General features: G+C 69.4%; 16 protein-coding genes, 2 pseudogenes and 1 riboswitch. Of the genes and pseudogenes, 4 read left to right on the top strand and 14 right to left on the bottom strand.

The features are described from left to right. Nucleotides 1–60: 60 nt before the first annotated feature. Complete coding sequence (locus ACY0PA_RS03765) at nucleotides 61–1,077, top strand: LacI family DNA-binding transcriptional regulator (protein ID WP_473083318.1); 1,017 nt, start codon at nucleotides 61–63, stop codon at nucleotides 1,075–1,077. Between the two features lie 25 nt (nucleotides 1,078–1,102). On the opposite strand, the gene ACY0PA_RS03760 is transcribed toward ACY0PA_RS03765, so the two are convergent. Genes ACY0PA_RS03760 through ACY0PA_RS03735 form a run of 6 tightly spaced genes read right to left on the bottom strand, consistent with a single transcriptional unit; the run spans nucleotide 1,103 to nucleotide 9,702 of the window. After that, nucleotides 1,103–1,822 carry a GH12 family glycosyl hydrolase domain-containing protein gene (locus ACY0PA_RS03760; protein WP_473083317.1) on the bottom strand — a complete coding sequence of 240 codons (720 nt, stop codon included), beginning with the start codon at nucleotides 1,820–1,822 and terminating at the stop codon, nucleotides 1,103–1,105. A gap of 49 nt (nucleotides 1,823–1,871) precedes the next feature. Continuing rightward, nucleotides 1,872–4,079: a glycosyl hydrolase family 95 catalytic domain-containing protein gene (locus ACY0PA_RS03755; protein WP_473083316.1), complete on the bottom strand. Its 2,208-nt coding sequence runs from the start codon at nucleotides 4,077–4,079 to the stop codon at nucleotides 1,872–1,874. Next, nucleotides 4,069–6,066, bottom strand: coding sequence for a beta-galactosidase (locus ACY0PA_RS03750; RefSeq protein WP_473083315.1), 1,998 nt, complete (start codon nucleotides 6,064–6,066; stop codon nucleotides 4,069–4,071). The genes ACY0PA_RS03755 and ACY0PA_RS03750 overlap by 11 nt, the downstream gene beginning before the upstream one ends. Further along, on the bottom strand, nucleotides 6,063–6,989 hold the full coding sequence (locus tag ACY0PA_RS03745) for a carbohydrate ABC transporter permease (protein ID WP_473083314.1): 927 nt from the start codon (nucleotides 6,987–6,989) through the stop codon (nucleotides 6,063–6,065). The genes ACY0PA_RS03750 and ACY0PA_RS03745 overlap by 4 nt, the downstream gene beginning before the upstream one ends. After that, nucleotides 6,986–8,026, bottom strand: a complete 1,041-nt coding sequence (locus tag ACY0PA_RS03740; protein ID WP_473083313.1) for an ABC transporter permease — start codon at nucleotides 8,024–8,026, stop codon at nucleotides 6,986–6,988. Before ACY0PA_RS03740 ends, ACY0PA_RS03745 begins: the two co-directional genes overlap by 4 nt. Next, nucleotides 8,026–9,702: an extracellular solute-binding protein gene (locus tag ACY0PA_RS03735; RefSeq protein WP_473083312.1), complete on the bottom strand. Its 1,677-nt coding sequence runs from the start codon at nucleotides 9,700–9,702 to the stop codon at nucleotides 8,026–8,028. Before ACY0PA_RS03735 ends, ACY0PA_RS03740 begins: the two co-directional genes overlap by 1 nt. Before the next feature lie 298 nt (nucleotides 9,703–10,000). On the opposite strand from ACY0PA_RS03735, the gene ACY0PA_RS03730 reads away from it, so the two are divergent. Together ACY0PA_RS03730 and yicI are read left to right on the top strand one after the other, a co-directional pair. Continuing rightward, a complete protein-coding gene (locus ACY0PA_RS03730) occupies nucleotides 10,001–12,757 on the top strand; it encodes a glycoside hydrolase family 3 C-terminal domain-containing protein (protein ID WP_473086228.1) in 2,757 nt (918 codons plus the stop codon). Beyond that, nucleotides 12,754–14,979 carry an alpha-xylosidase gene (gene yicI, locus ACY0PA_RS03725; RefSeq protein ID WP_473083311.1) on the top strand — a complete coding sequence of 742 codons (2,226 nt, stop codon included), beginning with the start codon at nucleotides 12,754–12,756 and terminating at the stop codon, nucleotides 14,977–14,979. The genes ACY0PA_RS03730 and yicI overlap by 4 nt, the downstream gene beginning before the upstream one ends. 18 nt (nucleotides 14,980–14,997) lie before the next feature. On the opposite strand, the gene ACY0PA_RS03720 is transcribed toward yicI, so the two are convergent. The 6 genes and pseudogenes from ACY0PA_RS03720 to ACY0PA_RS03695 all read right to left on the bottom strand — a co-directional run bounded on the left by ACY0PA_RS03720 (nucleotide 14,998) and on the right by ACY0PA_RS03695 (nucleotide 21,130). Then, the gene (locus ACY0PA_RS03720; RefSeq protein WP_473083310.1) at nucleotides 14,998–15,336 is read right to left on the bottom strand and encodes a hypothetical protein; all 339 of its coding nucleotides are present in this window, start codon (nucleotides 15,334–15,336) and stop codon (nucleotides 14,998–15,000) included. Beyond that, nucleotides 15,333–15,596, bottom strand: coding sequence for a hypothetical protein (locus tag ACY0PA_RS03715; protein WP_473083309.1), 264 nt, complete (start codon nucleotides 15,594–15,596; stop codon nucleotides 15,333–15,335). Before ACY0PA_RS03715 ends, ACY0PA_RS03720 begins: the two co-directional genes overlap by 4 nt. Nucleotides 15,597–15,659: 63 nt before the next feature. Then, nucleotides 15,660–17,137: pseudogene (locus tag ACY0PA_RS03710) on the bottom strand (glycoside hydrolase family 43 protein). Between the two features lie 267 nt (nucleotides 17,138–17,404). After that, nucleotides 17,405–18,145: a transglycosylase SLT domain-containing protein gene (locus ACY0PA_RS03705; protein WP_473083308.1), complete on the bottom strand. Its 741-nt coding sequence runs from the start codon at nucleotides 18,143–18,145 to the stop codon at nucleotides 17,405–17,407. Between the two features lie 2 nt (nucleotides 18,146–18,147). Next, a riboswitch (cyclic di-AMP (ydaO/yuaA leader) is annotated at nucleotides 18,148–18,304 on the bottom strand. Between the two features lie 1,433 nt (nucleotides 18,305–19,737). Further along, complete coding sequence (locus ACY0PA_RS03700; RefSeq protein WP_473083307.1) at nucleotides 19,738–20,475, bottom strand: flavodoxin family protein; 738 nt, start codon at nucleotides 20,473–20,475, stop codon at nucleotides 19,738–19,740. Between the two features lie 409 nt (nucleotides 20,476–20,884). Continuing rightward, nucleotides 20,885–21,130 carry a nuclear transport factor 2 family protein gene (locus ACY0PA_RS03695; protein WP_473083306.1) on the bottom strand — a complete coding sequence of 82 codons (246 nt, stop codon included), beginning with the start codon at nucleotides 21,128–21,130 and terminating at the stop codon, nucleotides 20,885–20,887. Nucleotides 21,131–21,554: 424 nt separating this feature from the next. On the opposite strand from ACY0PA_RS03695, the gene ACY0PA_RS03690 reads away from it, so the two are divergent. Beyond that, nucleotides 21,555–22,304 (top strand): hypothetical protein, encoded by a 750-nt coding sequence (locus ACY0PA_RS03690; RefSeq protein WP_473083305.1) that lies wholly within the window; start codon nucleotides 21,555–21,557, stop codon nucleotides 22,302–22,304. A 60-nt stretch (nucleotides 22,305–22,364) separates the two neighbouring features. Here ACY0PA_RS03690 and ACY0PA_RS03685 read toward each other — a convergent pair. Next, nucleotides 22,365–22,592: pseudogene (locus tag ACY0PA_RS03685) on the bottom strand (hypothetical protein); the annotation flags it as partial. Nucleotides 22,593–22,769: 177 nt separating this feature from the next. Next, on the bottom strand, nucleotides 22,770–23,324 hold the full coding sequence (locus tag ACY0PA_RS03680; RefSeq protein ID WP_473083304.1) for a hypothetical protein: 555 nt from the start codon (nucleotides 23,322–23,324) through the stop codon (nucleotides 22,770–22,772). Nucleotides 23,325–23,666 lie beyond the last annotated feature (342 nt).

The following is a 23,666-nucleotide window of genomic DNA, read 5'->3' as shown; positions in this document are numbered from 1 at the left end:
CCCGGTGCCCGTCGAAGCGCTTCGCTTCGGCGTCCCCTCGTCACGGCTCAGGAGAACGACATGGTCACGCTCGCAGAGGTCGCCCGGCACGCCGGAGTCTCCGCCAGCACTGTGAGCTACGTCCTCAGCGGCAAGCGGTCCATCTCCGCGGCCACCCGGGAGCGCGTCGAGAGCAGCGTCCGCAAGCTGGGGTACCACCCGAACGCGGGAGCCCGGGCGCTGGCCAGCAGCAGGTCGAACATCATCGCCCTGATGGTGCCGCTGCGCACCGACATGTACGTGCCGGTGATGATGGAGATCGCGATGGCCGTCGCCACCGCCGCCCGCACCCACGGCTACGACATCCTGCTGCTCACCGGCGAGGAGGGCGCCGAGGCGGTGCGCCGCATAGAAGGCAGCGCGCTCGCCGACGCCATGATCGTGATGGACGTCGAGCTGGACGACGAGAGGCTGCCGCTGCTGCGTGCCGCGAACCGGCCCGCCGTCCTCATAGGTCTGCCGTCCGACACCGCCGGACTGAATTGTGTGGACCTCGACTTCGCCGCCGCCGGGGCAGTGTGCGCCGAGCACCTCGCCGGCCTCGGGCACCGTGAGATCGCCGTCATCGGCGAGGCCGCCGCCGTGTACGAGCGGCACACCGGATTCGCCGAGCGGACCCTGACGGGCCTGCGGGAGCGCAGTGCCGAGCTGGGCCTGCGGCTGCTCCACCGCCCCTGCGAAGGCAGCTACGCCTCGGTCTCGGCAACGTTGTCGCGGGTCTTCGACGAGCGCCCCGGCACCACCGCGTTCGTCGTGCAGAACGAGGCGGCCACGGACCCGCTGCTCGCCCTCCTTCGCCAGTCGGGCCGCGCCGTCCCCGAGGACGTCTCCGTCGTCGCGGTGTGCCCCGAGCAGGTCGCCGCGCACGCGTCGGTGCCGCTCACCTCGGTCGCGGTGCCCGCGCAGGAGATGGGGCGGCGCGCCGTGGAGCAGGTCATCGCGAAGATCGAGGGGCGCGGCTCGGTCGAGGAAGTCGTACTGCTGGCACCGGAGTTGACGGTGCGCGAGAGCGCGGCCCAGGCGCCCGCCGGAGCCTGAGCCGCGTGTCCCTCCGCGTGCGGGATCAGCTGCTGGAGACCTTGAAGCTGTTGGTGGTGAAGTCCAGACCGCCGGCCGACGAGGTGATCTCGTAGCCGAACTGCACGTCACCGATGGTCTCGTCGCCCCACCAGCCCTTGGTGTCCTTGATCCACTTGAGGATCGGCAGGACGTTCACCGTGCCGGACGTCGAGTCCGAGGTGCGCAGGAAGGAGAAGACCTCATTGGCCCCGTTGTTGCCCTTGTAGACGGTCCAGGTGTGCCCGCCCAGGGCGACGTTGCCCTGCGAGGTGCCGAGCGGGCCGACGGCTCCGTTGTAGTTGACCCACAGCATGACCTCGTAGTCGTAGTCGCTGTCCCAGATGTCGTACGACGTGTTGTACGCGCCCGACGACGGCACCGTGACGTTGTAGCTGCTGGTGAGGGAGGACAGCGAACTGATCGACTTGTTCACGACCTTCTTCGCGTTCGGGTAGGACTTGATGCCGCCCGTGTTCGGGTGGTTCGCCCAAACGCCCCAGTTCGACGAGGAGTTGGCCCAGATCGTCTGTGTACCCGCGCCCGAGCCCCAGATGTTGTTGTAGAGGGTGTAGCCGTCCGAGGTGGTGTAGTTGCCCCACTGGTCGGAGGAGGACCAGATCGCCGCCTGTGCGGGGGAGGTGGCGAGGGCGAGCAGTGCGCCGCCCGCGAGGACGGAGCCGAGGAGCGTGCGGCGGCGCAGGGAGTGCCTTGCGGTGGGTGCCATGGTGTCCCTTCCATGGTCGGAGGAGCCCGGTGGGCCCCGGTGGGGGGAACTATCGCGTCCTCATGGTGAGTTCGCGGTCCTCGCCGGCGGTCAGGCGTAGCAGCCCGTCACCGCCGGCCGGGGTCTTGAGAGCGATGTGCGCGTCACGCTCTGGGCGTACGACGGCCGTGCAGCCGTCGCCCGCCCACGTCAGGTCGACGCGGGCGCCGAACCGGGTGCGCAGGCCGCGCACGGCGCCGCGCCGCCAGGCCGGCGGCAGCGCCGGCAACAGCACAAGGCGGTCCGGTGTGGACTGCACGAGCGCGTCGGTGAGCGGCGCCGGCAAGGTGTGCGCGGCGTCGGCGTTGTAGACGTCGCGGTCCGGGTAGTGCGAGCTCATCAGGGAGGGGTGGAAGTAGTCGCCGGTCAGGACCTGGCGCAGCGCCGCGGCCACCCGGTGAGGGTCGCGCAGTCGGGCCGCGATCAGGGCATGGTGCAGATGGCCGTGTGCCGAGTGGTTCTCGGCACCGCGCAGTTCGAGTGCGCGATGCGCCGCCTTCGCCAGCTCCGGGGTGTCGTAGGGGGTGATGTCGTGGTGCGGCCACACCGGGTAGAGGTGGCTGAGGTGCCGGTGGTCGTAGGCGTCATCCAGGCCGGGCCAGGCCCATTCGGCAAGCGCGCCGACGGAGTTGACCCGGTAGCCGGGCAGCCGGTCCGCGAGCGCGTTCCAGCGGTCGGCTTCCGGCCCCGGGTGCCAGGTGGCGGCGGTGCGCAAGGCATGCCGGGCCGCCGCGATGTCCATCGTGGCGTTGAGCGTGCCCCAGCTCGCGTTCGCGGGCCGGTTCTCCGGCGAGTACGACGGCACGACCACGAGGCGGCCGTCCGGTCCTGTGCGGGTGAGGAAGTCCTCGTAGAACAGGGCGAGTTCGGTGAGGGCGGCGGCCAGCCACGCGGGCCGCACCCCGGTCGTCTCGGCCTGCTCGACGAGCGGGGTGAGCAGCCAGTCGGCGCCTGCCGTCCACAGGTGCATCGGCCACTCCCGCTGGAAGTGGTACGTGTGGCCCGACTCGCCGTCGGTGTGTGCGGGCGCGACGATTCCCCGCGTCCCGAAGATCTCCCGCGCGTTGTCCCGCCAGTCAGCCAACTGCCCTTGAATCAGGGCACTTTGCGCCTGGGTCACCTCGGGCAGGTCGCAGGCCGCCGCGGACGCCGTCTGGAGATTGAGGTTGGCGTCCGTGGTGAACGCCCCCGACCAGGCCGTGCCCCACTCGCCGGTCCACAGCCCGGTGAGCCGCGGCGGCAGTGCGCCGGACGCGCTCAGCAGGTGGTAGCGGCCCGCCGCGAACAGCCGCTCCAGCAGGGCCGGGCTGTCGGATCGTTGGAGCAACTCCGAGCCGGGCAGGCCGCGTTCGGAGCGGGACGCGTCGAGGGTGAACGTGACCCGTTCATAGGCGGCGCGGTGCAGGGCCTCGTGCCGGGCGAGCAGGTTCTCGTAGGTCTCCTCCAGGTCCGGGCCCGCCAGTGAGGCGAGCGCCGCCGCCTCGGCGCCCGCGTCCAGCTCCCCGGGATGCCGCCGCACCCGCGTGAGCAGCAGCAGTCCGGACGTGCCCTCGATTCGTAGCCCCGCGGCGCTCACCGATCGCCGCCCGCCGTGCACCAGCGCGACCGTCACCCCGGTGTACGCCAGATCGCTGTCCGGGTAGCGGCAGCGCAGTGTCAACTGGGCACCCTGGGGCGTCAGGACGACGCTGCGGCCGACCCCGAGCCCGTCCGGCACACCGGCGAGGCGGGGGTCCAGGGACACATCGCCGTCGAGCCCGGGCCCGGTGACGTACTGCACGACGACGTCGTCGGCGCGCGACACGAACACCCGCCCGCGCCACCCGCTGCACTGCGCCTCGGCCACCCCCGTCGCGAAGTCGACCGCGCGCCGGTAGCCGCGCCACACCACGCTGTCCCGCACGAACCGCACCTGGAACGCCGGATGGAACGCCTGCACCCAGCGCAGCGGACGGCCGTCCGTGAACTGCTCGGCCGCCGTGACGTCGCCGGCCAGCAACCTGTCCTGGATGTGCGGGAGATGGGCGGCGATCGCGGGTGGCCGTGGGCGAGGTTCGCCGTCCGGGCGGACCAGCGTGTGATGGGTGACGACCACCCGGTCGTCGTGCGGGTCACCGAACACAAGAGCGCCGTGGGTGCCGTTGCCGCTGAGGAAGGCGTCCTCCCAGCGCGTGGCCGGCGCCGGCTCCCAGGTGCCGTGCGGATGGTCAGCCGGCACTGTGCCCCCGCGTCGTCGTCCCGGAAGCGAGAACCGCGACACCGAACCGCCCGAGAGTCACCGAGCCGGAGTGCGCGGCCCCCGTCGGCAGATCCCGGTACGCCGTGTCGTCCGGCAGTGCGACGGTCACCTCGTCCCGTCCATGGTGCAGCAGGAACAGCAGCTCGCCGCGGCGTACGGCCTCCACACCTGCGGGGAGGCCGGACAGCGAAGGCCGTACGCCCGCCTCGGCCGCCACGTCCTCGAGCAGTGAGCGCAGCGCCGGGGGTTCGGGGAGCGTCGAGAGGTACAGGGCACGGTCGCGTCGCAGCGCGGCCGGCAGCCCGTCGAGCTCGCCACCGTGGTACACGGCACTGACCTCGGTGCCGGGTTCGGCCGTCAGCTCCTCCGACCACAGGGTGCCGGTGAACTGCCCGCAGTCCACGGTCTCGTCGGGATCAAGCGGCCACCACTCGTGCACCGTCCGGATGCCGAACAGCGTGCGCAGCCGCGCGTCCATGCCGCCGGGCCGCACCCGGTCCTCCGCGTCGGCGACCCCGGTGAAGAACCCGGACACGAGCGTGCCACCGCCGCGTACATAGGCCACGAGATTCTCTATCGCCGCGTCCGTGAGCAGGTACAGGTGCGGCACGACCACCATCTTGTAGGCGGACAGGTCGTGTTCGGGGTGCGCGAAGTCGGTGGCGAGATGTGCCTCCCACAGGGCACGGTGCCAGGCCCGTACCACGTCCTCGTACGCGACGTGTGCCGACGGCCTGCCGTCCTGGCAGTCGGCCCACCAGGAGTGCCAGTCGTGGAGCACGGCGACATCGGCGGCGAGATGAGTACCCGCGACCTGCGATCCCAGTTCCGCCAGTTCCGCACCGATCTGCTTCACCTCGGCGAACGCACGGCCTTCCTCGCCCGCGTGCCCCACCATCCCCGAGTGGAACTTCTCGGCGCCTTGCCGGGACTGCCGCCACTGGAAGTAGCAGACGGCGTCGGCGCCGCGCGCCACCGTCTGCAGCGACCAGAGCCGGTTGAGGCCGTGCGGCTTGGGGTGGTTCACGCCCCGCCAGTTGACCGGCCCCGCCGCCTGTTCCATCACCATCCAGGGGCCACGTGCCTGGCTGCGCGTCATATCGGCGATCATCGCGTTGTACTGACCGCCCAGCGGGTCCCGCGGATCCGGGTACAGGTCGACGGAGACCACGTCCTCCTCGCGCGCCCACGCCCACGCGTCCTGCCCGATCCAGAACGGCATGAAGTTCGTCGTCACCGGGACGTGGTCGGGGGTGTGGCGGCGGACGAGGTCGCGCTCGGCGACGTAGCACTCCATCAAGGCGACCGAGGTGAAGCGGCGGAAGTCGAGGAGCTGGGTGGGGTTGTGCAGGTACTGGGTGTGGCGCGGCGGGATGGCGTCCTCCCACGAGCCGAGGTGCTGGCTCCAAAAGGCCGTGCCCCAGGCCTCGTTGAGCGCGTCCAGGGTCACGTATCGTGCGCGCAGCCAGTCGCGGAAGGCGCGGGCCGCCTCGTCGCCGCGGTCGAAGGTGCAGTACTCGTTGTTGATGTGCCACATGCGCAGGGCCGGGTGGCGCCCGTACCGTTTCGCGAGGTCCTCGGTGATCGCGGCGGCGTGGCGGCGGTACGCGCTGCTGGAGTGCGCGAAGTGCTGGCGCGAACCCCACCACACGATCTGCCCGTCCTCACCGCGCGGCAGTGTCTCGGGGTGCAGGCGGCCCAGCCACGCCGGCGGGGAAGCGGTCGGCGTGGCGAGCACGACCCCGATGCCATGCGCGTGCATCAGGTCCATCAGACGGTCGAGCCAGTCGAACTCCCGGGCGTCGGGCCGGGGTTCGAGCTTCGACCAGGAGAAGACGCCCAGGGTGACGGAGGTGACCCCGGCCTCCTTCATGAGCCGGACGTCATCGGCCCAGGTCTCCTCGGGCCACTGCTCGGGGTTGTAGTCCCCGCCGAACAGTAGCCGCCCGTCGGCGGTGATCGTCATCCCTTCACCGCCCCGGTGAGCATGCCCTTCTTGAAGTGGCGCTGGACGAAGGGCGAGGCGACGGCGACCGGGATCAGGGCGAGGATCATGACGGCCATCTGGAGCCCCAGGGGCGAGAGTTCACCCGTGCGGACCGCTTCCTGGAGGCCGGTCGGCGCCTCGGTGTGCCGCATCACGAGCTGGATGAGGACGTTCTGCAGCGGCAGCATCTGCTGGTCGCTGAGGTAGATGGAGGCGTTGAACCAGGAGCTCCAGTACCCGACCGCGTAGAACAGGGAGATGACGGCGAGCACGGCGCGGGACAGCGGCATGATGATCGTGAGCAGGATCCGCAGGTCCCCCGCCCCGTCGATGCGGGCCGACTCGGTGAGTTCGGGCGAGATGCCCATGAAGAAGGCCCGCAGGACCAGGATGTTGAAGACGCTCACCGCGCTCGGCAGGATCAGCGCCAGATAGGTGTCGGTGAGCCCGAGCGACTGCACCAGCAGATACGTCGGGATGAGGCCGGCGCCGAAGAACATCGTCGCCATCATCGTCATCAGGAAGAACCGGCGGCCGAGGCTGCCGCGCCGGGAAAGGCCGTAGGCCGCGAGCACGGACACGGTCATCGAGAACAGCGTGCCGAACAGCGTCACGCCGACCGAGACCATGATGGCCCGGCTGACCTGGCCGCCGCTGAGCAGCTCCTTGTAGTTGACGAAGGTGATGCTCTGGGGGATCACCACCAGGCCGCCGACCCGGTCGATCACCGGCCTCGGGGAGAGGCTGGTGACGATGACGATCCACAGTGGGCCGAGCACGCCGAGACAGCACAGGGCGAGGAAGCCGCTCTTCAGGGTGAGCCCGGCCTTGCTCGGGCGCTCCTCCCACACGGGCCGTGGTGGCGCCTGGAGGCTACGGATCAACTGCGTGTTGAGACTCACTTCTGGTACACCCCCTGCTCGCCGAGCAGATGCGCGAACTTGTTCGCCGCCAGCACGAGACAGACGCCGATGGCGCCCTTGGCGAGGCCGACCGCGGCCGCGTAGCTGAAGTCCCCGTTCTGCAGGCCCATGCTCCACACGTACGTGTCGAGGACCTCGGCGGCGCCCGTCCCCACCGCGTCGCGCTGGAGCAGGAACTGCTCGAACCCGACCGAGAGCGCATCGCCGACCCGCAGCACGAGGAGCAGCGCGATCACCGGGCGCAGCGCCGGGAGGGTCACATGCCACATGCGGCGCCAGCGGCCCGCGCCGTCCATGGCGGCGGCCTCGTACAGATCCGTGGGGACGGCGGCCAGCGCGGCGAGGAACACGATGATCCCCCAGCCGGCGTCCTTCCACACGGCCTGCGCCGTCACCAGGAACTTGAACAGACTGCCGTTGGTCATCAGGTCGAAGCCGCCCCAGCCGTGGTCCTGGAGCGTCTGGGCGATGATGCCCGCCCCTCCGAAGATCTGCTGGAAGACGGTGACGACGAGCACCCACGAGAAGAAGTGCGGCAGATACATGATCGCCTGTGCCACGGCCCGCACCCGGGGCCGGATCACACTGTTGATGACCAGCGCGAGGGCGATGGGAATCGGGAAGAACAGGGCGAGCTGGAGGACGAAGAGCACGAGCGTGTTCTTGACCGCGCCCCAGAACAACGGGTCGCCCACCATGCGGCTGAACTGCTCCACGCCCACCCACGGGCTGTGGAAGATCGCGGCGACGCCGTTGCTGGAGACGTAGGGGTCGTAGTCCTGGAAGGCCACGACGTTGCCGAGCAGAGGTACGTAGTTGAAGACGATGATCAGGATGATCGCGGGCAGCGTCATCAGGATCAGCACCCGGTCGCGGAGCCATCGCTTGCGCCAGGGCACCTGGGTGCGCGCACGCTTCCCGGGGGTGGCCTTCGACGCGGCGAGCGCGGCGGCCGGCTCCTCGACCGCCGCCGGGGGCCGCGTGCCATCGGGCCTGCTCCCGGCCGTGATGGACATCAGTTGCCGCTTCCGTTCTCGTCGAGGAGCTTCTTGTACCAGTCGCGCAGCTTGTCGCCGCCCGACGACTTCCAGGTGGAGATGGCCTGCTGCACGTCGGACAGCTTCTTGTGGCCGCGCATGTAGTCGAGCTCCAGCTGGATGAGCGGGGTGCCGAGGTTGGCGTACCGGGACGGCTCGGTGATGTTCATGCCGAACGTCGAGGTCTTCTTCAGGAAGGCGCCCTGCCGCTGTTGCCACTCGACCTGCTTGCGGGCGACCTCGGGGAAGTCGGGGTGCGCGGTGAACGGGGCGGGTTGCGCCAGCATCGCCCAGGCGTTGACGACCTCGGCGTTGCCGCGTTCGTTCTTCACCGGGACGCCGTCCTTGACGGTGTAGTGGGTGCCCTCGACGCCGTAGTCGACGAGCATCCGCTCCTTGGTGCCGTAGGGCGCGGCCGCGAAGTTCGCGGCGGCGAGCGCGTTGTGGATGACGTCCTCGGAGGCGCCCTTGCGGATGAACGACCAGATGCTCGCGGGCTGCCCGGCGTACAGCACCGGGTCGCCGTCGGCGCCGAAGTAGTCGAAGGCCTCGATCTTGAAGTCCGGGTTGGACTTGGCCTGTTCGGCGACCTTGCGGTACCAGTCGTCGACGTTGCTGTTGTAGACGAGGACCTGGCCCGCGGTGAACCGCTGGCCCTGGTCGCCCGTGCGCGCCTTGCCGTCGGGGTGGACGACACCGGCGTCGAACAGCTTGCGCGTCCACTCCAGGGCCTCGAGGTAATTGGGGTGGTCGAGGCGGTACGTCACCTTGCCGTCGTCCCCGATGGTCCAGCCGAGCGGTCCGGCGGGCTGGAGACTGAAGACGCCTTGCGCGAACCACCACATGTCGTCGCAGGCGTACACCTTCGCCTTCGCGCTGGTCGCCTCCTTGGCCCAGCTCAAGAACTCGTCGGGCGACGTGGGCGGCTGCCAGCCCTTCTTGTCGAAGATGTCCTTGCGGTAGAAGGGCGCGATGAAGCCGGCGGTGGGGGCGGGCATCGGGATGCCGCGCAGCGCGCCGCCGAAGATGCCCATGCGCCAGGAGTCGGTGGGGATCGCGGCCAGGTTCGGGTACTTCTTCACCTTGTCGCCGGCCAGATAGGGGCTGAGGTCCATGAACTTGGCCGAGACCGCGCTGGGGAGCTTGCCGGTCAGGTTCCAGCTCGGCACGACGACCATGTCGGGTATGGAGCTGGAGGCGAGCACCGCGCCGAGCTTGTCGCCGTACTTGTTGCCGTCCTGGTTCTGCCAGGTGATCCTGGTTCCGGCGATCTTGCCGAGCTGGGTGTAGTAGTCACAGCCCGGCTTGGGCGAGGTGCCCCAGAGCGGGGACATGATCTTGAAGGGGGTGCCGGTTCCCAGCTTCTCCGGCACCGAGGTGCTCAGAGCGGAGAGGTCCACCTTCTTCGTGTAGCCGGCGGACGAGCCGTTCTTCGCGGGGATGTCGGGCTGGGCGAGTTTGCTGGCGACGAACGACGGCAGCAATTTCTGCGCGTTCTTGGCGGAGGTCGCACCTTCCCGGTTCGTGTTCTCCGACCCGCCGCACGCGGCGAGCAGTGGCACCCCGCCGGCCACCGCGACGGCGGCGACGGCCGTCGAGCCGAGGAAGGTTCTCCGGCTGGGACCAGGGTTCGTGGAGGGAGAGTTCGGCGTCATTGCTGCAACCCTTCGGGACAACGCTCGCGCACATTGTCGAAGCGCTTCGATGTTGCAGCGAGGTTAAGGGAGCGCCGGGACCGTCACAAGATGCCTGCATCAGATTCCTGAACGCACTTTTCACGCAACGCACTTGACACCTGACAGCCTCTGTACGGAGCATCGAAGCGCTTCGAAGATTCAATCCGACCCATCCGTGGTCGATCGCTCCATCGACCGGAACGCCGAGCCAAGGGATCCGCACGTGACCGAAAGACCACCGATCGCCCCCCTCGACGGCAAGCGCGTCGACACCCTCATGGACCGGCTCACGCTCGACGAACGCATCGCGCTGCTGCACCAGTTCACGCCGGGTGTGGAGCGGGTCGGCCTCGCCGCGTTCCGCACCGGGCAGGAGGCACTGCACGGCGTTGCGTGGATGGGCCCGGCCACCGTGTTCCCGCAGTCCGTCGGGCTCGGCGCGACCTGGAACGACGACCTGGTGCGGCGGATCGGCGACGCCGTCTCCGCCGAGGTGCGCGCGATGCGCGAGCACGACGACCGGATCGGCCTCAATGTCTGGGCGCCCACGGTCAATCTGCTCCGCCACCCGCTGTGGGGCCGGAACGAGGAGGGCTACTCCGAGGACCCGCACCTCACCGCCGCCATCGCCACCGCCTACACGCGCGGCCTGCGCGGCACCCACCCCACGTACTGGCGCACCGCCCCCGTCCTCAAGCACTGGCTCGCCCACAACAACGAGACGCTCAGGGATACGTCGAACTCCTCCGTGCGTCCCCGCGTCCTGCACGAGTACGACCTCCGGGCCTTCCGCGGGCCGGTCGAGGAGGGCGCCGTCGCCGGGGTCATGCCTGCCTACAACCTCGTCAACGGCCGCCCCAACCACGTCTCCCCGTACCTGAAGGAGCACCTGCGGACCTGGACGGAACAGGAACTCCTGGTCTGCTCCGACGCGACCGCGCCCAGCAACCTCGTCGACTCCGAGCACTACTTCGACACCCACGAGGAGGCCACCGCCGCCGCCCTCGTCGCCGGCGTCGACAGCTTCACCGACCACGGCACCGACTCCTCGACGATCACCGGGCGGATCCGCCGCGCCCTCGACCAGGGCCTGATCTCCGAGTCCGACATCGACACCGCTGTCCGCCGGCAGCTCGATGTGCGGCTTCGCCTGGGCGAGTTCGAGGACCGCGACCCCTTCGAAGGCGCCGGGGCCTTCGACACGGAGGAACACCGCGCCCTCGCGCAGGAGGCCGCCGAGCAGGCGGTCGTGCTGCTCAAGAACGACGACCTGCTGCCGCTGCCCGGCACCGCCCGCATCGCCGTGGTCGGCCTGCTCGCCGACGAGTGCAAGACGGACTGGTACAGCGGCACCCTCATCCACCGCTCCACCCCGCTCGACGGCCTCTGCGAGCGGTTCGGCACCGAGCACGTCACCTTCGCGGAAGGCGCGGACCGGGTGCGGCTGCGGTGCGACGCCGGATGGCTGTACGTGCCCGAGAGCGACGCCGAGGCGAGCGTGCGCGGTGCCGAGGGCGCCCTCGACCCCGCCCTCCTCGCCGGCCGCACCGACCTCCCGCCCCTCACCACCGCAACCGACGAGGGCACCGAACTCGCCCTCGTCGACTGGGGGAACGACGTCCTCACCCTGCGCGCACCCGACGGCCGCTATCTGTCCGTCGCCGAGGACGGCTTCGTGCGGGCGTCCGCCGAGCAGCCCGGCGGCTGGGTCGTCCAGGAGACGTACACCCTGGAACGGCACGGAAGCGCTCACCTCCTGAGGCACACGGGCACCGGCCGGTACGTCGCTGTCGCCGCCGACGGCGTGAAGGTTGCCGAACAGGGCACGGTTTTCGAGGTGGAGTACGTGGAGCGCGGCGCGGACGCCGTGGGGCGGGCCGCCGCCGACGCCGACGTGGTGATCGTCGTCGCGGGCAACGACCCGCACATCAACGGCCGCGAGACCGAGGACCGCACGACGCTCGCCCTCCCCGACCACCAGGACCGGCTGTGGCGAGCGGCCCGCGCCGCCAACCCGAACACCGCCCTGGCCTTGATCGGCGCTTACCCCTTCGCCGTGCCCGACGCGGACACCGAACTCCCCGCCCTGCTGTGGACCGCCCACGGCGGACAGGCCGCGGGCCGTGCGCTCGCCCGGGTCCTCGCGGGCGACGTCAGCCCCGCCGGACGTCTCCCGCAGACCTGGTACGCCGGGGACAGCGACCTGCCGGACCTGCTCGACTACGACATCATCGGCTCCCGCCAGACCTACCTCTACTTCGAGGGCACACCGCTGTACCCGTTCGGACACGGCCTGTCCTACGCCTCGTTCGACTACGACGGACTCTTCGTGCACCGCGGCGCGGACACTCTTGAGTGCACCTTCACCGTCACCAACACCGGCACCACCCCGGCCGACGAGGTCCCGCAGCTGTACGTCCGCCCGCTCGGCATGCCCGTGCCGCGCCCGCGCCGCCAGCTCCTCGCGCACCGCCGCATCGCCCTCGCGCCGGGGGCGTCGGAACGCGTCACCTTCTCCGTGCCTGTCGCCGACCTCGGCCACTGGGACGTCGCCCGCGGCCGCTGGAGCGTCACCTCGGGCACGTACGAACTCCTCGTCGGCGCCTCCAGCGAGGACATCCGCCTCACCACGCGCCTGACCCTCGACGGCGACGAGCCCGCGCCCCGTCCAGTGCTCGTCGACGGCCTGGACGCGGCGGCGTACGACGAACAGCGCGGCACGGCGATCGTCGACCGCACGAAGACCTCCGGCGACGCCGTCACTGCGACCGGGCCCGACGCCGAACTCCTCTACAGCGCCTGCGACCTGGGCACCGACGGAGTCCGCGCAGTGCGCTTGACGGTCGCGGGCGCGGGCACCGTCGCGATCGGGGACGGCGGCACGGTCACCGTCCCGGCAACCGGCGGCCCGTACGACTACGTAACCCTGGACGCCGACTTCACCGCCCGCGGAGTACGTGACCTGCGCGTGCGCCTCGGCGGCGAGGTCCGTCTGGCCCGGCTCACCTTCATCCCACGGGGGACCACCGTATGAAGTTCACCGACGGCTTCTGGCTGATGCGCGAAGGGGTCCACGCCGCGTACGCCACCGAGGTCCGCCAGATCCTGGCCGCCGACGACCGGTTCACCGCCTACGCCGCCGTCCGGCACGTCCGCGACCGCGGCGACACCCTCAACCAGCCTCTGATCACGGTCGACTGCTTCGCCCCCGCCGAGGGCGTCATCGGCGTCCGCTTCACCCACCACGCGGGCAAGCGGCACCGGGGCCCCGACTTCGAGCTGCTGCCCTCCGAAGGCGGCGCCGGCGCACAGGTGACCCGCGAGGGCACGGTCACCGAGCTGACGACGGGCCCGCTCACCGTCCGCCTGGACACGGCAGGGGAGTGGGGCCTGGAATTCCTCGACTCCTCAACCGGTCGCCGCCTGACGGCTGTTGAAGGAAAGGGCACCGCCTTCGCCACCACCCCCGACGGCGCCCACCACATGGTCGCCCAGCTCGCGCTCGGCATCGGAGAGCACATCTACGGCCTCGGCGAACGCTTCACCCCGTTCGTCAAGAACGGCCAGACGGTGGACATCTGGCAGGCCGACGGCGGCACCAGCAGCGAACAGGCCTACAAGAACGTCCCGTTCCACCTCTCCTCGCGCGGCTACGGCGTCCTCGTCAACCACCCCGGGAAGGTCGGCTACGAGATCGGCACGGAGTCCGTCGGCCAGCTCCAGTTCAGCGTCGAGGACCAGTCGATCGAGTTCTACGTCGTCGCGGGCCCGACCCCGAAAGACGTGCTGCGCCGCTACACCGCGCTCACCGGCCGCCCCGCCCTCCCGCCGGCCTGGTCGTTCGGCCTGTGGCTCACCACCTCCTTCTGCACCGAGTACGACGAGGAGACGGTCACGTCGTTCGTCGACGGCATGGCCGAGCGCGACATCCCGCTCACCGTCTTCCACTTCGACTGCTTCTGGATGCGCGAGTACCAGTGGTCCGACTTCACCTGGGACCCGGACGTCTTCCCCGACCCGGTCGGCATGCTGCGCCGCCTCAAGGCGCGCGGCCTGCGCATCAGCATGTGGATCAACCCCTACATCGCCCAGAAGTCCCCACTCTTCGACGAGGGGCGGGAGTTGGGTTACCTGGTCCGCAAGCCGAACGGCGACGTGTGGCAGTGGGACCTGTGGCAGCCCGGCATGGCGCTCGTCGACTTCACCGATCCGGGCGCGCGCGACTGGTACGCGGGCAAGCTGCGCGGCCTGCTCGACATGGGCGTCGACAGCTTCAAGACGGACTTCGGCGAGCGCGTTCCGACCGACGTCGTCTGGCACGACGGCTCCGACCCCGAGCGCATGCACAACTACTACGCGCACCTCTACAACCGCACCGTCTTCGAGCTGCTGGAGAAGGAGCGCGGCAGCAACGAGGCAGTCGTCTTCGCCCGGTCGGCGACGGCCGGCGGCCAGCAGTTCCCGGTGCACTGGGGCGGTGACTGCTTCGCCTCGTTCACGGCGATGGCGGAGTCGCTGCGCGGCGGCCTCTCCCTGTCCCTGTCGGGCTTCGGCTTCTGGTCGCACGACATCGGCGGCTTCGAAGGCACCCCCGACCCGGCCGTCTTCAAGCGCTGGCTCGCCTTCGGCCTGCTCTCTTCGCACAGCCGCCTGCACGGCAATGTCTCGTACCGGGTGCCGTGGGCATTCGGCGAGGAAGCGGTGGACGTGGCACGCAGGTTCACCCTGCTCAAGCACCGCCTCATGCCGTACCTGTACGGGGCGGCGGTCGAGGCGCACCGCACGGGCGTCCCCGTGATGCGTCCGATGCTCCTCGACTTCCCGGACGACCCCACGTGCCGGGTCCTTGACCGCCAGTACATGCTCGGCCCCGACCTGCTCGTCGCGCCGGTGTTCTCGGCGGACGGCGACGTCGAGTTCTATCTGCCCGAGGGCACCTGGACACGGCTGGTGACAGGGGAGCGGGTCGAGGGCGGGCGCTGGCTGCGCGAGACCCACGGCTTCGACAGCCTGCCCCTGTTCGTCCGTCCCGGCGCGGTCGTGCCGCTCGGCGCGGACGACCGGCGCCCCGACGGCGACTGGACCGACGGCGTCACCCTGCTCGTCGCGCCGGGCGTGCTGGATGTGACCGTGACGGTGCCGGACCACGACGGGAGCCCCGCCGCCGCGTACCGGGTGCGCCGGGACGCGGACGACGGGGCGGTCACGGTGGAGGCGACTGGAACGGAACTCCCGTACGAAGTAAGGGAGTTGTAGCCTCCCCGGCGTGCATGGTCAGGAGACGGCGGTGCTCGTCACCGCGTCTCCTGACCGCGTCACCTGGTACGTGACGGTGGCGCCGCTCCAGAAATGGAAGGTGAGAGCCACCGGCACACCGTCCTTGAGGGAGTTCAGGAATTCGGCGGTGAGCCTGAGCGTTCCGCCGTCGTAGTCCGGGGCGAACGCCGTGCCGAACTGCTCGTACGAAGTCCAGTCGGCCGGACCCGCGTTGGTGCCGTCGGCGTATGTGGCCTCCATGGTCGCCAGGGAGTCGCCCCGGAACCGGGCGGGGGCCGCGAAGGAGCTGGTCGTCCCCGTCGCGCCCGCGAGGACCGGCGGGTCGTACGTCGTCACGTCGATCCGCCACGGCACCCCGGATGAGTGACCGGCGGGTTGCCCCAGGACGTCTCATCGGGGATGGCGTCGAGGGTGTTGCCCAGGTTCCAACTGGGCTGCATGGCGGCGACGGTGTCCATGGCGGAGGCGGTTGCGGCAGGAGCGGGGCGGGCGGCCGCCACGGCCCCGGTCTGGGCGGTGCCGACGGTGGCGAGTAAGGCCAGGAAGAGGCCCGCCATCCATCCGACGCGGCGTCGGCGGCTCCGTGCTTGTCTCATACAGGTCCCTTTCCGTGGCTGAGTTCGGTGGTTGAGTGCTGTGGTCTCGGTCAGCGGTCGGGTTCAGATGGTGAGCGGCTCGTAGCGGAACCAGTCGAAGTGGGCGGTACCGGTCGCGGCGTACAGGCCGATGACGCGGCCGGTGAACCCGCCGGCCACCTCGGTCGACAGGTAGCGGCCGTCGAGGGCCGCGAGGGCGGTGAACGTGCCGTCCGGCTCCTCGACGCCGAACGCGAGCGTGTCCGGGCCGGTGCGCGCGTCGCGCGGGCTGTCCGTGGGGGTCACGTCGACGCCGAGCACGAGCGGCCCTTCGGCCGTCGCCCGGGACGTGGAGGCCACCACGGTGCGCAGCGGTCCGACACGGGCGATCACCCGTACTTCTGCGGCGTCGGCCTCGATCTCGTAGTGGTGCCGCTCGTCGAGCCGGACCGCGAGCCGCCGGTGCCGTCCGCCGGGTCGAGGTGGGCGCGGACGCGGCAGGAGAGGTGCTGCTGCCGGTGGCCGACGAAGGTGACGTCGGCGGCGTCGGGGCCGCCCCCGAGGGCGTGCAGTGTCAGGCGGCCCGGCCGTTCCTTCGTGGTGCAGTGCCGCGGGGAGCGGTGGCGGAGTGAGATCCATGAGGGCTGCAGTTCGGCGTCGTCGAAGTCGTCCGTGAAGGGTTCGGCGGAGGCGGGCGCGGGCCCGGCCGTCGCGGGCGGGCCGACGACCGGCCAGCCGTTTTCCCAGGTCACCGGCGCGAGGAAGGTCTCGCGGCCGAGCACGTGCCAGCCGGGGGTGCCGCCGCGCGGCCGCACCCCGAGGAACACCATCCACCACGTGCCGTCGGCTGCCTGCACCAGATCGGCGTGCCCGGTGTTCTGGACGGGTTCGTCGGTGCTGCGGTGGGTCAGGACCGGATTGGCCGGACAAGGTTCGAAGGGGCCGGTGGGCGCGGGGCCGCGGGCCACGGAGACGGCATGCCCGCGCTCGGTGCCGCCCTCGGCGATCAGCAGGTACCAGTAGTCACCTACGTGGTACAGGTGCGGCGCCTCCGGGGCCTTGGCGCCCGGTGTGCCGGACCACAGCGGGCGCGGCTCGCCGAACGTCTCGCCGGTGTACGGGTCGATACGGACCTGGGAGATCCCGGCGACCGTGACCCAGCACGCGCCGTCCTCGTCCCAGGCGAGATCCGGATCGATGCCCGGTACGCCGGGCAGCGGGACCGGGTCCGACCAGCGGCCCGCCGGGTCGGTCGCGGAGACGAGCAGATTGCCGCCGCCCAGGCTCACATTGGTGACGACCAGCCAGAAGCGGCCGTCGTGGTGGCGCAGTGTCGGCGCGTAGATCCCGGCGGAGGAGGGTGTGTCCCAGGGCAGCCGCAACTGGCCGGGCCGGTCGAGGACGTTGCCGATCTGCCGCCAGTGCACCAGGTCGCGACTGTGGAAGAGCGGCACCCCGGGGACGTACTCGAAGCTCGAGCACGCGAGGTAGTAGTCGTCGCCGACGCGGCAGACGCTGGGGTCCGGGTGGAACCCGGGGATGACCGGGTGTGGGTCTGCCATGCTGTCTCTCTCCGTGATGTCGAAGCGCTTCGATTCGCGGGGAGGATATGCACCGGGGTGATGGCGCGCAAGGGGTTGGACAGGACGCAAAATGGCCCTGAAGTCCCTTCATGCTTACGGGACTTCAGGGCCATGGCATCATCGATGCGCTTCAACTGGCAGTCGTCGGGCTTCCGTTCGGGCCCAGGAGGTCCTCCTTGTAAGGCACGCAAGCGCGCAAGCGTGGTCTGCCTGCGACGACTGCGAGCCTCATGGTGGAACCGGCTGTCAGTACGCGCCGTTCACGTTGTCGATCGAGCCGTACTTGTCGGCCGCGTAGTTGCAGGCGGCGGTGATGTTGGCGACCGGGTCGTAGCTGTTCATCGACGTGCCGGGCACGTGGTACGCGGTGAACGTGGGGTCGATGACCTGCAGGAGCCCCTTGGACGGGGTTCCTGCGACAGCGTTGGAGTCCCAGTTGTTGATGGCCAGCGGGTTGCCGGAGGACTCGCGCATGATGTTGCGGTGGATGCCCTCGTAGGAGCCGGGAATGTTGTGCTTGGCCATGATGTCGAGCGACTCCTTGATCCAGCCGTCGAGGTCGTTCGTGTAGGACTTCTTCGCCGGGGCGGCGGCGAGCGTGGTCCGGTTCTCGGAGCGGTCGGCCCGCTCGGCGGACGCCCTGGTGGCTGCGGGCTTGGCCGGGCTCTTCTTGCCGAGCGTGAGCTTGACACCGGGGTGGATCAGCCCCGGGTTGTCACCGAGGGCGGCTCGGTTGTCCTGGTACAGCTTCTTCCAGCCGCCGCTCAGAGAGTGCTCTCGGGCGATCTTGACGAGGGAGTCGCCCGCGGCGACGACGTACGTCGTGGGGGCCGCGGCGCTCTTTGCGGCCGGGGCGGCCTGCGCTGCGCCGGCGCTGGTCGCGCCGAGCACCGGGAGAGCGAGCACAGCTGCGCCCGTGCCTGCGGCGGCGATTCCCCGGGTGAACGAGATGGACTTGGGGCGGCGGTGCTTTCCCTTTGAGGGCATGTCGTGTTCCTCTCCGTCGCCTGCGAGGTGAGCTGTCGGGTTCGGACGGGAGATGTCCGGTCGCACTGCGAATGCGACTTCACCCCGAGCCGTTCCGGAAACCAGATCGGCGGCTTACCTGGGTCCCCCGCTCCTGCCGTGCGTAACCGAGTGGATGGGAGGGAATCCGGATAGCGGCAGGATTCGGCGTTCCATCCGGATTGACGGCGACATTAGGCGAGAAGGAGCCGACAGAACAAGACCAGAATTCCGAGAACGGAATGTGAGATCCCTGCCTCGGGCGACCAGAACCCGCCGCTCTCTTTGATCGAAAAGCCCAACCCGCTTTGCGTAGAAGGGAAGTGGGTTCAGCAGAGCTCGGGGCCCGCGTCCGGCCGTGTGACACGGTTCACTGAATGCCGATGCGGGTTGGAATGACGGTCGACGGTGTATCAGAGTGCGATATTTCGCATCAATACCTCGTGATAGAGGCAGAGCTTCGCTTACACCGCTAATAATGCGAAAGGGCAACTTCTCACGCAAAGACGGACATAGCGTCGTGTCGCTTTTGGTACTGTATGCGGCATATCGCCATTAATGCTGGCGCGGTCGCGCGGACCGACGGACGTCCCCGCTGCACGGTTCATGAGCGGGTGCCGATCGGGATGGCGCCTGAGTGTGGCCTTGTGCGGTTTGGCTCAGGGATCGACTGAGGTGAGGTCGACGGGCTCCATCATCGGAGTGCCCTTCCCGCCGGCCCGCCGGCCCGCTGGCCTGCTGGCCTCCCGGGATACCCGGGGGCGGGACAGGTGAGGGCTCCGATGCTGCCCCCGGAGATCTTGCCGGCTCAGGATGCGCGTGAGCTCAGAAGACGGTCTGCATGTGATGGGGATTCAGTTGCCGATCGTCACTGGTATGCCAGTGAAGGTCCCCGGCCTGGACCGGGAGGAGGCTGCTGAAATCCTCTGCCGACTCCGGTTTTCCGGGCAGGTATCTCTCTGCGTGGGAGGCCTGGTTAATCCCGGGCCTCAGTGGTCGACTGGACGAGGGACGGGAACTCCGCACGCACCTGCGTCAGGGCGGACACGAACCGAAGGTCCGCCGCGAAGAAGCGCAGGAATAGGGGCAGTTACTCGGCCGCATGGAACATGACGGCAATGCCGGAGTTGCGGCGCCGGTGCAGACAGAGCGGGAACTCGGCTGGGCGCGCGACTAAAGGCTGTTCCGACATGATCCGCGAGTTCGTGAGGTCCGGTCGTCTGTCGCTGGGCGGGTGCTCTATTCGGCAAGGCCGAGGTCGTGCAGTGAGCAGGGCGCGGTGTACGCCTTTTCCTTTGATTCGCCAGTCACGCGAGCGGGATATTTCAGCCCTACATCCGAGCGAAGGCGTGCTGGACGCGAGCGCGAACGCGCTTATGGGAGCGGCTCGTTCCTGCTTCCCGGCAGGAAACGCCGCGTTGTGGTGAGCCGTGGGACGGGCCGCTTCCTCGGCTCTGGTTGTGCGGTGGGCTGACGGGACGCGGGCGGCTGGTGCCGGGGTGTGCGGGCGTTCGCGGCGTGCGCGGCATCTGACCGTCGCCAGGGCGGGATGGTCCGTTTCCCTGCGGGTGCCGCTACCGGTGTTCCGGGTTTTCGTAGTCGTGGCGGCAGCCGGCGTCCCAGGCGGTGCGCTGGTTGCCGTAGGCGGGGATGCCACCGAGATCTTTCAATGCCCGGGCCAGGTGCAGCAGGTTCCAGGTCATGAAGGTGGTGTTGCGGTTGGTGAAGTCGTTTTCGGGGCCGCCGGAACCCGGGTCGAGGTAGGAGGGGCCGGGGCCGGCCTCACCGATCCATCCGGCGTCGGCCTGGGGAGGGATGGTGTAACCCAGGTGTTGCAGGCTGTAGAGGACATTCATCGCGCAGTGTTTGACACCGTCCTCATTGCCGGTGATCAGGCAGCCGCCGACGCGGCCGTAATAGGCGTACTGTCCTGCGTCGTTGAGAAGACTGGAACAGGCGTAGAGGCGTTCGATCACCCGCTTCGTCACGGAGCTGTTGTCGCCCAGCCAGATCGGGCCGGCCAGCACGAGGATGTCGGCGGCCATGACCTGACGGTAGAGGTCCGGCCAGGTGTCGGTCTCCCAGCTGTGCTCCGTCATGTCGGGCCACACGCCCGTGGCGATGTCGTGGTCGACGGCCCGGACGACGTCGACGTGAACTCCCTGGGCTTCCATGATGGCGGTGCTGCGGTCGATCAGGCCCTGGGTGTTGCTCGTCTCCGGCGAGCGTTTGAGAGTGCAGTTGAAGACCAGCGCCCGCAGGTCGTCGTACCGGGCCGGAGGTGCGTCGGTGGCGGGTGACGAAGCGGTCATACGGTCCTCCCAGAGCTCTGTCGCCACCTGGTGCGCGGTGACTTGTCCACTTTGCCCAGCGTGGGGCCCGGCTGACGGCAGCCGCCACAGCGGAGCCTCCGAATGGCCCTGGTGGTCTGCACATGCGGTCGGAGTACATGTCCCCTCCGGCTCGTCGCCGAGCGGAAAGCTGGGGGTGGGGAGGTGCGGCGAATGGACGTCGAGCTCGGGCTCAAGCAGCTCGTGCGCGCGGGCCCGACGGCGCTGCGTCTCGGGCCACTCCTTCAGGACCTCTCGGCGCCGTCGTCGCCCCGCTCGGTGAGGACGATCCTGGTCTCCGGCATGCCGCTTAGACATGCTCCTCGGCTGGAGCCTGAGGATTCTGGTGGAGCCTGAGGATTCTGGCCGTCCCGTGCTGGTCGAGGTGCAGCTACGTGGTACGGCTTCCGGTACGCCGCAGGCCCTCCGCCCAGTAGGCGCGGAGCGCGTCCTTGCCGCGAATGACCCCGTCATTGCCGAGCAGTTGAGCGGCCACCGGCGACCGGAACGTCACGTCGTCAGCGAAGTGCGACAGCAGAGCATCCAAGTCGTGATCGACATGCGGGGCCCAACTGCCCGGCGGTGGACCGCCTGCGGCAATGATTGATTCTGCTTGGAGTCGCACGTTTACGAGCATGTATTGACACTCCTCGGTTGGGGCGCCATAGTCTTCCGCAGGCAATTGGGCTGCAGAGTTTTGACGAACGAAGAACGTGCCTACTGGTGCGGCACTGCGCCGCAATGCCCCTTCGGGGGCAAGTAACAGCACCCTGCGCGGGGATCGATTTTGTCAGGTGCATGCCGATGCCTGGTCGGTGGTGGCCTTCCCCTCGCTCCACGTCGATGGGAGAGAAGTCGGCACTGGGGCACCAGTGCCCGGAATACGCGTAGAACCGGGAAAAGGGGTGAGCGTCGGCCCAGGAGCTGGGGCGACAGAGCCACCTCAGTCGTGCCGCGGACACCGCGGAGCAGTCGTTACCGCCTGCAGCACTCATGCGAGAGGGCGGTGCCCAGACGTTCACCGGCCTGCTCACCTTCAACACCCCCTTGAGGAGCATCAGATGAAACGAGCGTTGACACGCATTGCGGTAGCAGCCCTCGCCGCACTCGTCCCGTTCATCGCGGCACCTGGCGCACAGGCGCAGACCTTCGGCGGGAACGAACTACTGTCGTGGACGGTAAGCGGGGCTCCCAGTGGGGGACTGACATCCCTCAACTTCCCGATCACCGTGAACACCGGCACCGCCCATGTATCCGGGACCTACTTCGCGATGCAGTACGGGTTCACCGGACAGAGCGACATCGGGTACGCAGGACTGCAGCCGCGGCCGGATGCGAACGGGCACCAGCGCCTGCGTGGGGTGTTCTCCTCCTTCATCAGCGGCACGACAAGCACCCACGCCAACTGCTCGGACGGGGCTGACGGCGGCGCCGGCGTCAGCTGCGGAGTGGACTTCGACGCCGTGTACGGCCACACCTTCCGCGTCGAGATCGCCCGGGTCGGCACGGACACCTGGTCCGGCACCGTCGTCGACACCAACAACGGACAGCGGATCCCCGTCGGCACCTACAAGCTGCCCGCCGGCTCCGGCAACCTGAAGGCTACCCAGGCGGGTTTTATCGAGTACTACAACGTGCCCAGCTGTGACCAGCAGCCGCGGTACGACGTCACGTTCGGCGGACCGACCTCCGGATCCCTGTCCGGTTCAACCAAGTGGGTCAAGGAATACGGAGAGTGCGCCGGCTACGGCAGCACCCATGTGGCCACGATCGGCGCAGGTGTGCACGTGACCCGCGGTAGCGCGGGTTAGCAGTACGTCCGCAGGGCCCGGCAGGGGTGCGTCGGCTGTCCAAGGGTCTCGTCGGCGGTCGGCGGTCGGCGAGGAGACACGGAGCAACGACGAGCAGCGCTCGTACTGCTCCTGCTCACCGATGGACCCGGCGGCGCGCTCGTCGGCGAGCTGGGTCGAGGCCAGGGAAGAGGCCGGGTACTTCGCCGCCACATCGGCGGGCGCGGTGCCGGGGGGCGAGCAGCTCGGCGGCACCGGGTCGTCGGGCAGGTGGGTCGGGGAGGGAGCATGGCGGCGGGGGCGATCCAGCGCCCGGCCCCGGGAGCGGCACGGATCTCGCCGGCCGGCGTTTCGCCCATGGGATCAGCATCTCCGCTCCCCGCGTCCGGAGCCCGTCCGCAGTGGCGGTCCGACGCCACTGGGACGAGCCCGCCATCGCCGGCCCGATTCCGACGGGCCGGCGATCGCTCGCTCGGGATGTTGGTGTCACCACTCGTCGTGGTCGCCGATCACCCGGAAACTGCCCACGACCGCGTCCTCGACGAAGACGCCTCCCTGGCCGCTCCCGTGGCCGGTCTGGGGAGCGACACCATAGGTAGAGCCGTAGGGGCCGACCGTGGCCACCGGAGAACCGTTGTCGCAGTTGAACCCGCGGTAGACCTCAACGGTCCTGTCGCTGTCGTTGTCGATGCTGAAGCTGGTTGAGCCCAGCCCACTGGCAGCGGGGATGCAGCCCTCCGTGCGGGCGGAGTACGTCCGTTCGTTGAATTGGATTTTTCCCTCCCGCTTGCCGCTGTGACCTCGGTCCTCGTGGTCACGGCCCTCGTCCCCCCTGCCGTCAGTGCTGTCCGTACCGCGGGGAGCCGCCGCGGGGGCGGCCTGTTTGACGGGCGGGGCGGCCCGCTTTGCCGACGGTGCGGCTTGTTTGGCCGACGGGGCGGCCTGGGTCGATTCGGATTGCGCGGCATAGGTGATGCCGGTGGTGGCAAGGACCGCCGCGCCTACCATGGCGGCGGATACGGCGAAGATTCGCGTGGGCATGTCAATCCTCTCTGTCTCGGAGACGCCAGCTGGACAGCCGACATGCAACGAACGTAATAATCGGCTCACCAGCTGTCATTTCAGGACAACTCAAGGTGTGACAACAGGCTGCTGATCGAGTGGAGCCTCTGCGTTCAGTGCATATTTCGCTGTTTTCTGACATGGCGCCACAATCCGCGTCCAGGCGAGGTCGCAGGGCAGTCGGTCACGTGCCGGGCCGGCTGGTGATGCCGTCCAAGACGGTGGTCAGGTTGTGGTTGAAGGTTTCCTCGGCATTGAGGTGGGCCCCCTCGATGACGAGCCGAGCGACGGTCCGGCCCGGCCGAGACCGCCTCGCGTGTG

The organism is Streptomyces sp. DS1-CR2, assembly GCF_055760475.1.
This window is presented reverse-complemented; position numbering and strand designations above follow the sequence as displayed.